The sequence below is a fragment of the uncultured Prevotella sp. genome (genome assembly GCF_946407605.1).
GTDB lineage: Bacteria > Bacteroidota > Bacteroidia > Bacteroidales > Bacteroidaceae > Prevotella.
The window spans coordinates 1-12,304 of the sequence record NZ_CAMJOS010000050.1; the positions used below are offsets into that span (position 1 = coordinate 1).

9 protein-coding genes are annotated in these 12,304 nt (G+C 53.2%); all 9 read left to right on the top strand.

All coding sequences use genetic code 11. The features are described from left to right. Nucleotides 1-288 precede the first annotated feature (288 nt). The 9 genes from gyrA to Q0R57_RS13845 all read left to right on the top strand — a co-directional run bounded on the left by gyrA (nucleotide 289) and on the right by Q0R57_RS13845 (nucleotide 12,208). Nucleotides 289-2,859: a DNA gyrase subunit A gene (gyrA, locus tag Q0R57_RS13805; RefSeq protein WP_294748920.1), complete on the top strand. Its 2,571-nt coding sequence runs from the start codon at nucleotides 289-291 to the stop codon at nucleotides 2,857-2,859. Between the two features lie 30 nt (nucleotides 2,860-2,889). Then, a complete protein-coding gene (locus tag Q0R57_RS13810; protein WP_294748923.1) occupies nucleotides 2,890-4,149 on the top strand; it encodes a tetratricopeptide repeat protein in 1,260 nt (419 codons plus the stop codon). Between the two features lie 76 nt (nucleotides 4,150-4,225). Continuing rightward, the gene (locus Q0R57_RS13815) at nucleotides 4,226-5,335 is read left to right on the top strand and encodes a tetratricopeptide repeat protein (RefSeq protein ID WP_294748925.1); all 1,110 of its coding nucleotides are present in this window, start codon (nucleotides 4,226-4,228) and stop codon (nucleotides 5,333-5,335) included. A 35-nt stretch (nucleotides 5,336-5,370) separates the two neighbouring features. Next, the gene (locus Q0R57_RS13820; RefSeq protein ID WP_294748928.1) at nucleotides 5,371-6,462 is read left to right on the top strand and encodes a UDP-N-acetyl glucosamine 2-epimerase; all 1,092 of its coding nucleotides are present in this window, start codon (nucleotides 5,371-5,373) and stop codon (nucleotides 6,460-6,462) included. A 78-nt stretch (nucleotides 6,463-6,540) separates the two neighbouring features. Then, entirely contained in the window at nucleotides 6,541-8,292 is a 1,752-nt protein-coding gene (locus Q0R57_RS13825) for an alpha-galactosidase (protein WP_294748931.1), read from the top strand. Nucleotides 8,293-8,342: 50 nt separating this feature from the next. Beyond that, nucleotides 8,343-9,719, top strand: coding sequence for an anaerobic C4-dicarboxylate transporter (locus Q0R57_RS13830; protein ID WP_294748933.1), 1,377 nt, complete (start codon nucleotides 8,343-8,345; stop codon nucleotides 9,717-9,719). Nucleotides 9,720-9,746: 27 nt separating this feature from the next. Beyond that, nucleotides 9,747-10,385, top strand: a complete 639-nt coding sequence (locus tag Q0R57_RS13835) for a cytidylate kinase-like family protein (protein WP_294748936.1) — start codon at nucleotides 9,747-9,749, stop codon at nucleotides 10,383-10,385. Nucleotides 10,386-10,398: 13 nt separating this feature from the next. Next, nucleotides 10,399-11,178 (top strand): hypothetical protein, encoded by a 780-nt coding sequence (locus Q0R57_RS13840; RefSeq protein WP_294748939.1) that lies wholly within the window; start codon nucleotides 10,399-10,401, stop codon nucleotides 11,176-11,178. Nucleotides 11,179-11,452: 274 nt separating this feature from the next. Next, a complete protein-coding gene (locus Q0R57_RS13845) occupies nucleotides 11,453-12,208 on the top strand; it encodes a hypothetical protein (RefSeq protein ID WP_294748942.1) in 756 nt (251 codons plus the stop codon). The last annotated feature ends 96 nt before the right edge of the window (nucleotides 12,209-12,304 follow it).

Here is a 12,304-nt window from a genome sequence, read left to right on the forward strand (position 1 = left end):
GTGAAAGGTGAATGGTGAAAGGTGAATGGTGAAAGGTGAATGGTGAAAGGTGAATAGAAAAGAGTAAAAAAATAAAAAGGAAAAGGGTAAAAAGGTAAAAAAGTAAAAAATGGACAGTGTTTCCTTTCTTTTTTACCTTTTTACTTTTTTTCTTTTGTTTTTTTTTGTACCTTTGTACGCTGAAACGAAAAGGCAAAAACGCGTCAGCGGGCTTAAAAATGGCCTTAAACGCGATTCTCGCCCATTTCGACCCAAATATGAGTATTAAAAATTTAACATTATAGAAAAGTGGATCAGACGATTGACAACGACAGAATTTTGAAGATTAACATCGAGGAAGAGATGAAGTCTTCGTACATCGACTATTCGATGTCCGTGATTGTGGCTCGTGCCCTTCCCGATGTTCGTGATGGATTTAAGCCCGTACACCGCCGTATTCTCTATGGTATGATGGGCATTGGCAACACCAGTGACAAGCCGCACAAGAAGTGTGCACGTGTCGTTGGTGAGGTGCTTGGTAAGTATCACCCCCACGGCGACTCGTCAGTATATGGCGCCCTGGTACGTATGGGTCAGGAATGGAACATGCGTTACACGCTGGTTGACGGACAGGGTAACTTCGGTTCGGTTGACGGTGACTCGCCAGCTGCCATGCGTTACACCGAGTGCCGCCTTTCAAAGATGGGTGAGCATATCATGGACGACCTAGAGAAGGACACCGTGGATATGGATCCCAACTTCGACAACACCCTGCTGGAACCCAGTGTGATGCCTACGAAGGTGCCCAACCTGCTGGTGAATGGTGGTAACGGTATTGCTGTAGGTATGGCAACGAATATGCCTACCCACAACCTGGGTGAGGTGATTGATGGCTGCTGTGCCTTTATCGACAATCCCGAGATTGACTGCGAGGGCCTGATGCAGTATATCCCTGGTCCCGACTTCCCTACAGGTGCATATATCTATGGTCTGCAGGGAGTGAAAGATGCCTACGAGACAGGTCGTGGACGTATCGTGATGCGTGCCAAGGCTGAGATCGAGAGTGGCGAGACCCACGATAAGATTGTGGTGACAGAGATTCCTTACGGTGTGAACAAGGCCGACCTGGTAGCGTATATCGCTGACCTGGCCACCCAGCACAAGATTGAGGGAATCTCGAATGTCAACGATGAGTCAGGCCGTCAAGGTATGCGTATCGTGGTTGACTGCAAGCGCGATGCCAATGCCAACGTGATTCTGAATAAGCTGTTCAAGATGACAGCCCTGCAGAGCTCGTTCTCTGTGAACAATATTGCCCTGGTGCCCATCCCCGGCACTCATGGTAAGATGCGCCCAAAGCTGCTCTCACTGCGTGAGTGCATCCGTTACTTCATTGAGCATCGCCATGAGGTGACCATCCGTCGCACCAAGTTCGACCTGAAGAAGGCTCAGGAGCGTGCCCACATCCTCGAGGGCTTGATCATTGCCGTAAACAATATCGACGAGGTGGTACACATCATCCGTCAGTCGGCAACGCCTACCGATGCCCAGCGCAACTTGGAGAAGCGCTTCGACCTGGACGAGCTCCAGTCGAAGGCTATCGTCGATATGCGTCTGAGTCAGTTGACAGGCCTGCGTGTTGACCAGCTGCACCAGGAGTACGACGACCTGATGAAGCTGATTGCCGACTTGGAGGAAATCCTCAACAACCCTGAGCGTTGTAAGGAGGTGATGAAGCAGGATCTGCTGGAAGTGAAGGAGAAGTATGGCGATGAGCGCAAGACGGAGATTATCCCCTTCGACCATGAGTTCAATGCCGAGGACTTCTATCCCGATGATCCCGTGGTGATTACCATCAGTCACATGGGTTATATCAAGCGTACCCCGCTGAGCGAGTTCCATGCTCAGGGTCGTGGCGGCATGGGTTCTAAGGGAGCCCGTCATCGCGATAACGACTTCACCGAGTATATCTATCCTGCCACGATGCACAACACGCTGCTGTTCTTCACCCAAAAGGGTCGCTGCTACTGGCAGAAGTGCTACGAGATTCCTGAGGGCGACAAGAACTCTAAGGGTCGTGCCATCCAGAACTTGCTGAATATCGAGCCCGATGACTCTATCAATGCTGTGCTGCGCATCAAGAACTTCAATGATGAGGAGTTCCTGAACAGCCACTACGTGGTATTCGCCACCAAGCAGGGTATTGTGAAGAAAACCTGTCTGAACCAGTATAAGAATGTACGTGCTGCCGGTGTCATCGCCATCAACATCAACGAGGGCGACCAGGTGGTAGGCGTTCGTCTTACCAATGGCAAGAACGAGATTCTGCTGGCTAACCGCAACGGACGTGCTGTACGCTTCAACGAAGACCAGGTACGCACCATGGGTCGCGTTTCAACGGGTGTTATCGGTATGCGTCTCGATGGTGGCGACGACGAGGTTGTAGGCATGGTATGTGTCAACGATCCTCAGACCGAGACCATCATGGTAGTCAGCGAGAACGGCTACGGTAAGCGCTCCGATATTGAGGACTATCGTAAGACAGCTCGTGGCACCAAGGGTGTGAAGACCCTCGCTATCACCGAGAAGACCGGTCGTCTGGTAGCCATCAAGGTGGTGACTGACGAGAACGACCTGATGATTATCAACAAGAGCGGTATCCTCATCCGACTGAATGTCAGCGAGGTACGTGTCATGGGTCGTGCCACTCAGGGTGTGCGTCTCATCAACCTGACGAAGAAGAACGACACCATCGCCAGTGTCTGCAAGGTGCAGAAAGCTACCGAGGAGGAACTGGCCGAGGAGCAGGCACAGAATGCCGAGCTTGCAGAGGGTGCTGAGATCGCAGAGAATAGTGAGAATAACCAAACTAACGAATAATTGTTTAACTAACTTAATAACAAAAAGAAGATGAAAAAGTTAATGATGATGGCCCTGATGGCAACTGCTGCCACCACCGCCTTTGCTCAGGATTTTATCGTGAAAGAAGCCAGGAAGCAGCTTGGCAAGGGTGAGATTGAAGCCGCCCTGCAGATGCTGACTCCCGCACTCAACTCGCCTGCCACAGAAGACAAGGCTGAGGCTTGGGCTCTGAAGGCCGATATTGAGTTTGGCAAGTTCACTGCCATCCAGAACGAGAATATGCAGAATGTGATGCAGCAGAAGAAGGTGCCGTACGACACCCTGGCTATGAACAATGCCTGCTTCGAGGCCATGAAGGCTGCTATCAAGTGTGATGAGTACGACCGTCAGCCCAACGAGAAGGGTAAGGTTAAACTGCGTTTCCGTCAGAACAATCAGCAGCGCATGCAGAATGTGCGTCTGAACCTGATCAACGCTGGTCTGTACGACTATAACCACAAGAACCTCGATGGTGCTTTGGAGAAGTGGACACTCTATCTGGAGAGCCCTGCTGACGAGCTTTTCAAGGGTTGTGCTGAGGTAGAAGATGTGACCAAGGACCAGTACCGTTCAGAGATTGCCTACTATGCCGGTCTGGTGGCTTATCAGCAGAAGAACTATCCTGTAGCAGAGAAGTTCGCCAAGATGGCAGCCGAGGATCCTTCAAAGGCTGCTGAGGCCAACGAGATCATGCTGTTCTCTAAGAAGGAGACCCTGAAGACCAAGGAAGACTCTCTGGCTTATGTAGCTATGGTGAAGGACCTGCACAAGGCTAACCCCGAGGAGGACCGTTACTTCAACCTGCTGATGGAGTACTACACCCGTTCTGACGATCAGGCTGCTATGGCTGCCTGGGCTGAGGAGGAGATTGCCATCAACCCCGAGAACAAGATGGCTTGGGCCCTCACTGGCCAGGTTCACATGAACAACCGTGAGTGGGATCCTGCTATCGAGGCCTACAAGAAGGCCATCGAGCTCGACAACGACTTCATCCAGTGTATCTTCAACGCAGGTGTCTGCCTCAATGGTAAGGCTATCGACCTGAAGGACAAGCTGGCTGACAAGAATACTGGTGGTCTGACCAAGGCCAATGCCGACAAGGTGAAGGAGATCCTGACTGAGGCCAAGTCGTTCCTGGAGCGTTCTAAGGAACTCGACCCCGACCGCGAGAAGGTAAACTGGGCATATCCTCTCTATCAGATCTACTACTCTATCGGCGACAAGGCTAAGTCCGACGAGATGGAGAAGCTGGTGAATGCCGGCCATTAATAACCCCTTTGAACCTGTAAAAATGAAGCAACTCATTGCGACCTTGCTTCTCTTACTCATGATAACACCGTGCCTGATGGCTCAGAAGAAAGAGCTCAGTCAGGCACGGTCTTCTATCAAGAGCGGCAAATACGACGATGCTGAGAAGGTGCTGGTAAAGCTTCTCGGCGACTCGACCAACCGTGCCAACAAGCGCATCTGGTTGGCCTACTATGATGCTGTGCGCGGCAAGTACGAGCAGGGCAACGAGAAGTTGTATTTGAAGCAAAACTACGACACGGCCCTGTTCTTCAGTCATGCCCGAAAGATGCTCTCCATCGCCGAGACCCTCGACAGCCTGGCACCGGAATACCGCAAGAGCCATGCCGAACAGCAGAACGGCTATAGGCCCAACCTCTTCAATGGTGGCTCGTTCCTGCTGCGCAAGGGCAAGTGGACCGAGGCCTACGACTATTACGAGGCCTATATAGACTGTGCCCGTCAGCCCCTGTTCTCTACCTACCACTACGACTCCCTCGACAGCCGCATGCCCGAGGCAGCCTATTGGGCCACCTACTGCGGCTATAAACTCAACGACCCGGTGCTCACCCTGCGCCATTACAAACTGGCATTGCAGGACACCACCAAGGCCGACTTCACCCTGCTGTTTGTGGCTGAGGCCCGCAAGTGGCTCAACGACGAACAGCTCTATCTCTCCACGCTGCAGGAGGGCTTCCGCCGCTATCCGCAGTTCTATTATTTCTTCCCCCGATTGATGGATGTTTACATTGCCAGGGGACAATACGAGAATGCTTTGGCTGTGGCCGACAGCGCCTTAGCCGTCAACGACTCCAGTCAGCTATTCCTCTTTGCCAAGAGTACCACGCTGCTGCGTCTCGAACGCTATTCCGAGAGTATCAAGGTCAGCCAGCAGCTCATCGACATGAATCCAAAGATGGCAGAGCCTTATTTCAATGCGGGCTCGGCCTACGTCAATATAGCCAGTCGTCTTGACGCACGGCACTACAAGAAACAGATGCGCCAGGCTTATCAGAAGGCGCTGCCCTATATGGAGCAGTACCGCCAGCTGATGCCTGACGAGAAGGATAAATGGGCCCCCGTGCTCTATCGCATCTACCTGAACCTCAATATGGGAAAGCAGTTTGATGAAATAGACAGACTGCTTAAGGTGAAAGGTGAAGGGTGAAAGGTGAAGGGTAAAAAAGAAAATATCAAATCTGAATGAAGAAGATATGTATCGTAGCGGGCGCACGCCCCAATTTCGTTAAGGTGGCACCACTGATTCGTGCCATAGAGCAGGCCGACGGTGCCGAGTACGAACTGGTATATACAGGTCGCGAGGATGACCCCACGCTGGAGCCCTCCCTGTTCGATGACCTGCAGATGCCTCGTCCCTCGGTGTTCTTTGGTGTGGATAGCACCAGTCTCAACGAGATTACCAGTAGGGTGATGGCTCATTTCGACGCCTACCTCGACGCGAACCCTGCCGATGTGGTGATTGTGGTCGATGACCTCGCCTCTACCATGGCGGCAGCCATCGTCACCAAGAAACGTGGCGTCAAGCTGGCCCACCTCGTGGCAGGCACCCGTTCGTTCGATATGAACATGCCGAAGGAAGTGAACCGCCTCGTCATCGACGCCCTCAGCGACTACCTCTTCACCGCAGGCATTAAGAGCAATAGTGTGGCTACCCGTGAGCAGGCCGAAGGTTCCAACACCTACATGGTGGGCAACATCCTCATGGACACCCTCCGCTTCAACCACCAGCGCCTGCGCCAACCTTCCACTTTTAACCTTCCTCCTTCCTCTTATATCGTGCTGACGCTAAACCGCAAGGCCCTGTTAGCCGATGAAGACAATCTGAAGCAGATGCTTGAGGTTATCGCCGAGACTGCTGGCGATACCCCCATCATCGCCCCCCTGCGTGGTAAGGCTTTCGAAGTGGTGTCTCAGCTTTTATCTAATCTCCCTTCACCCGTCACCCTTCACCCTTCACCAATATCCCTTCACCCTTCACTCCCTTACCTCGAGTTCGGTTGGCTCACGGCCCACGCCAAGGGCATCATCACCGATAGCGGTAATGTGGCAGAGGAAGCTACCTTCAATGGTGTGCCCTGTATCACCCTCAACAGCTATACCGAGCATCAGGAAACCGTCACCGTGGGCTCTAATGTCCTCGTGGGTGGCGATGCCGACAAGCTTCGTGCGGCCCTCAGCGACCTGCTCTGTGGTAACTGGAAGAAATGCGCCTTGCCCGACCGCTGGGACGGACGTACTGCCGAGCGCATCGTGAAGATACTGTTAGAATCATAAAAAAACAGCCGACTGAACAACAGCCGACTGAACACAATTAACAGAATACAGAACTCAATAAAACAGAAGACTGAACCTATGAAACATCCATTCCTCGCACTGCTGGCTGCCGCCGCGTTCTCCCTGTCTGTTCAGGCACAGATCTCGCCCAAGGGTCCTACTATGGGCTGGAGCTCTTGGAACACCTATCTCACTAATATCAATGAGACCCTCATCAAGAAGCAGGCCACCGCGATGGTCTCCAAGGGCTTCAAGAATGCCGGCTATCAGTATATCAACATCGACGATGGCTTCCAGGGTGGACGAGATAGCGAAACGGGACAGCTGCTTATCAACAAGAGCCGCTTCCCCAACGGCCTCAAACCCGTGGTTGACTTTATCCACAACAAAGGTCTGAAGGCAGGCATCTACAGCGATGCAGGCCATAACACCTGCGGCAGCTATCATAATGGCGACGCCCTGGGCAAGAACACCGGCCTCTATCAGCACGACGAGCAGGATGCGCAGTATTTCTTCAACGAGTTAGGCTTCGACTTCATCAAGGTTGACTTCTGCGGTGGCGACCCCATCCACAACGAGGACCAGCTAAAGCTCGACGAGGAGGAACGCTACAGCGCTATCTGGCAGGCCATCCTGAGTACTGGTCGCACCGATGTGCGCTATAACGTATGCCGCTGGGCCTATCCTGGCACGTGGATCCACGATGTCAGCACCTCCTGGCGCACCACTGGCGACATCAATGCCAGCTGGAACTCCGTCAAGGGTATCATCGACGAGAACCTCTATCTCTCCGCCTATTGCTTCGATGGTCACTACAACGACATGGATATGCTCGAGGTAGGTCGCGGCCTTACCGTAGAGGAAGACAAGACTCACTTCGGCATGTGGTGCATCATGGCCAGTCCCCTGCTTATTGGTTGCGACATGTCAGCCCTCACCGTCAGCGGACGTGTCACCAAGCTACTCTCTAATCCTGACCTTATCGCTCTCAATCAGGACAGCCTCTATCTGCAGGCCTATGTGGCCAAGCGCAGTGGCAACTGCTACGTGTTGGTCAAGGATATCGCGCAGCGTTTCGGCACCCGTCGTGCTGTGGCTCTCTATAACGCCTCCGATGCCGATAAGGACATCACCCTCAACTTTGCCGATGTAGAGTTGGCAGGACGAGTGAAGATGCACGACTGCTTCGAGCAGACCGACATAGACGATGCCGAGACGTCGTTCACCGTCAACGTGCCAGCCCACGGCACCCGCATCTATACCCTCGAGGCCGAGCAGCGCCTGGAGCGTACGCTCTACGAGGCAGAGACCGCCTATCTCTCACGCTATCAGGAGATTAAGAACAACCAGTCGTATGTCTCTGGTGTCTATACCTCCGACAATGCCTGCTCTGGCGGCATGAAGGCTGGCTGGCTGGGAAACCGTTCCGACAACGACCTGCAGTGGCGCCACGTCTATAGTCAGGGTGGGGGAGAATACACCCTAGAGTTGGCCTATGAGTGTGGCGAGAACCGCAGCCTTACCCTTGAGGTCAACGGTCAGAAGGTGGGCACCTACTCGCTCAACTCCGGCTCATATAGCAGTGTGGCCAAGAAGAAGGTTGCCGTCACCCTCAATGATGGTGAGAATGTGGTGCGCCTCTACAACACCTCCGGTTGGATGCCCGATATCGACTACATGCGCCTCACCCTCGTCAGCCGTCCTGCGTCTGTCGTAGCCCCTCAGCGTCCTGCCGCCGCTGCCTCTGAGACCTATACCATCAGTGGCCGTCGTGCCGATGCCCATACCAAGGGTCTCGTCATAGAAAATGGCAAGAAGGTGCGACGGTGATCACTCGCGAAAACATTCAAAACAAACAATAACACTAACCTATTACTATTATGGAGATTATAATGATTATTCAGTTGCTCATAGTGCTGCTGGCCCTCTATGTAGGCTCGCGCTATGGCAGCTTGGCGCTGGGTGCCATCTCCGGAATCGGCCTCGCCATCCTGGTATTGGGATTCGGCATGAAGCCTGGCAATCCCCCTACCGACGTTATCTACATCATCATCGCCGCCGTCACCTGTGCTGGTATCATGCAGGCAGCGGGAGGCATGGACTGGCTCATCCAGTTGGCCGAACGGCTGCTGCGAAAACATCCTGCCCACGTCACGTTCCTGGCACCCCTCTGCACCTTCTTCCTCACGGTGCTGGTGGGCACAGGCCACGTGGTCTATACGCTGATGCCAATCATTTGCGACATCGCCTTGAAGAAAGGCATCCGTCCCGAGCGTCCCTGTGGCGTGGCGTCGATAGCCTCTCAGGTGGGTATCACCTGTTCGCCTATTGCCGCTGCTGTGGCATCGTTTGTGGTTATCAGTAATGAGGCAGGCTTCGGGGTCAACAACCTGCAGGTCATCGCCGTCACCATCCCCGCCTGTCTGTGCGGACTGATGGCAGCTGCCGCCCTGTCGTATAAGCGTGGCAAGGACCTCGATAAAGACCCGCAGTTCCAGGCCCGTCTGGCCAACCCCGAGATGCGTGAGTATATGTATGGTGGCACCGCCTCCGTGCTCGACAAGGAAATCAGTCCTTCCGCCAAGTTGTCGGTGTATATCTTCGTAGGTGCCCTCGCCGTCATCGTATTCTACTCGCTCATGCAGATTATTGGTTTCGACATCCGTCCAACGTTCGATAGCGGTAAGGTGGCCGCCGACGGCACGCCTGTGATGAAGCCCATCGGCATGAACATCATCATCCAGATAGTCATGATCATGGCCGCCGCCTTCATGATACTCTTTGCCAAGGCCAGTCCCAAAAAGGCAGTGGCAGGTCCTGTGTGGCAGTCGGGCATGGTGGCAGTGGTAGCCATATATGGCATTGCCTGGCTGGCCGACACCTATTTCTCTAACTATATGCCCGAGCTGGAGGCAGGTCTCACAGGTATTGTCAGCCAGTATCCGTGGGCCATCTGCTTCGCCTTCTTTGCCGTCTCGGTGCTTGTCAACAGCCAAGGCGCCGTGGTGGTAGCCATGTTGCCGCTGGCCTACTCCCTCGACATCCCGGGCCCCGTGCTGCTCGGCGTGCTGCCGTCGGTCTATGGCTATTTCTTCATCCCCAACTATCCCAGTGATATCGCCACCGTCAACTTCGACCGCTCTGGCACCACCGTCATTGGTAAGTACCTGCTCAACCACTCCTTCATGATGCCAGGACTGGTGAGTGTCATCGTGAGCACCATCATTGCGTCGCTCATCTCTATACTTATCTATTAACTGTAAAAACTATAAAATACTATCATTATGAATAAGAACGAGAAATTTGTCATCACCATCAATCGTGAGTTAGGCAGCGGAGGACGCACCGTAGGTCGCAAGCTGGCCGAGAAACTTGGTGCGGAGTACTTCGACAAGGCCCTCATCCAGGCCTTGGAACAGAAATATCACCTCACCGTCGAGGAGATCGAGAAGCTCAAGGGTCGCCAGCAGGGCTGGTGGGCCGACTTCAAGCGTAAGATGTCTGGCTCAGCCTCTTCTTCCAACTATTTCATCCCTGTTGAGGGTGCCGAACCCGAGGAGCTCGATACCGACGAGATGTTCCGTGCCGAGACGGAGATCCTGAAGGCCATCGCCCTCGACGAGTCGTGTGTCATCGCAGGTCGTAGCGGCTTCTATGTGTTCCGCAATCATCCCAACCACCTCCACATCCTCGTCCAGGCCTCCATGCCTTTCCGCATCGCCCGTGTGGTGCGCAAGCAGGGCATCAGCGAGGATGAGGCTCGCAAGATTATCGAGAAGGTGGACAAGATGCGCGAGAACTACGTGAAGAAATACACCAAGTCGTCACGCTACGACACCCGCAACTACGACCTCGTCATCAGTGCCGACGGCAAGACCGAGGACGAGATTGTAGCCCTCATCATGCAGTATATTGGAGAATAAAAATAAATCACTTATGAAAAAGCAATTCATGATAATGGCATTGGCAGCCTTTTCCCTTGTGCTGGTAGCATGTGGGAATAAACAAGCCACCCAGACCGACGCACAGCAGGCCGATTCTGCCGCAGTAGAAACCAACACTGAGGAGTCCCAGATGGGCGATGGCGAGATGAGCGATGATGGTGTCATCCCAGGTGAGACCGCCCTGCCTGCCATCCGCGATGTGTGGGCGCAGACCCCCATCTCTCCCGTTGCTGCCGATGGCACCGCCAACATCTCAAACATAGTCTTTGCTTTCTGCCAGGAGTTCTCCGACTATATGCCCAACAAGTCGCTGCTCGAATACCTCGCCTTCCCCAACAGGTATAAGGAGGATGAGGCCTCTTATCTCATTGTCGATAAGAAGAACAATGGCTATCTGTCGTGCTATATGAAGGCCGACCTCGACTGGGGTGTAGAGTGCTGCTACTGGAACCTCACCAGCGGCAAGAAGCTCGTGGGCTTCTGGCTCACCGAGAATCACCTGTCGTGGGCCAATGCCGAGCAGATGCTGGCATTTTATGAGTACGACCCCGATTCCGACACCCTGGAGCCTGTTCCCGATGTCGCCCGTACCATCCTCGACGTTACCGACCGCTACGACTCGTTCGGTCTCAACCTGCCTGTTGAGGGTAGGGATATCGCCGCCCTGTGTCATAACACCACCAACCCCTCCCATCCCGTTGAGGCCCAGTACATCTTCCGCTTCACTGGCTCTAGCTTCAAGGCCGAGAAGGTCAAGGAAACCACCCTGTAATTCGTTTCTTTAAAAAACACATGCTCATTCGTTTCCAAGCATAATAATGGGTGTATTGTGCTCGCTTATTCGTACCTCTGGCTTCGCCGAATGTAGGCAGCACCTCAGAAAAACTCAAGTTAATTTGGTTTTTCGTTCGGTTTGCACTACCTTTGACCTACGGTCGAAGGTACTTTCGCTCGACAATAAAAGCAAAAAACTGTATTTTTGCTTTGTATTGTGCTCGCTTATTCGTACCTTTGCACCCTGAATTCAAAATAATTATTAAAACACAATGAAAAAGATGATTACAACGGCAGTGTTGGCAATCATGATTTGCACCACTGCCTCGGCCCAGAACGATGGCCAATGGACACTGAACACACGTGCCTGGAGCACCAACTATTTCACCACCCTGATCTATGCTGCTGCTGAGTCACTGGTGAAGGAATATGCCGCTGACGACAACAGTAAGGCAGAGAAGGTGTTAGACTGCGTCATCCCCGATCCCGACCTGGTGTTCCCCATCGGTATGGGTAAGAGCGGGTTCAGCGACAATGGTGTCTATGGCGACATCTACGGCCCCTATCACTATGCTTTCGGCAACCCCTTCAAGCACATCGGCGACTATGCCATTGGCGTGGATGCCTCGTGGAAAGAGTCGGTACTCGGTTTCTATGCCGGCACCTATTTCAAGAGTCAGGAGGTAGTGTTCGAGGAAAGCGACGAGAACCTGCGTGGCTATTACATCCAGCCTCGTGTGGGCTTTATCATGGGTAGTAAGAAGAACGCTTTCGAGGCTGGTGTGTTCTACGACATCGTAACAGGATGCAGCACCACAGCCAAGAATTTCAATACCGACAACGACATGCTCAAGGGCGGTCTCGGTCTTGACTTCGCCTTCTCTACCACCGACAAGAAACAGCAGAACAAGCTGTTGCTGCAGTTCTCAATGCCTCTGCACAACTTCTTCAACACCGACTATGCTGGCCAGGGCGACCTGAAGCGCAAGGTGGGTTACATCATGCTGACTCAGCGCATCATCCTGTAATCAATTACTATCATACATAAACAAGGCACCGGCCCAGCAATATGAAATGAACCCCGAAAGTTAGACAAAAAACTTTCGGGGTTCATTATGTTAGAA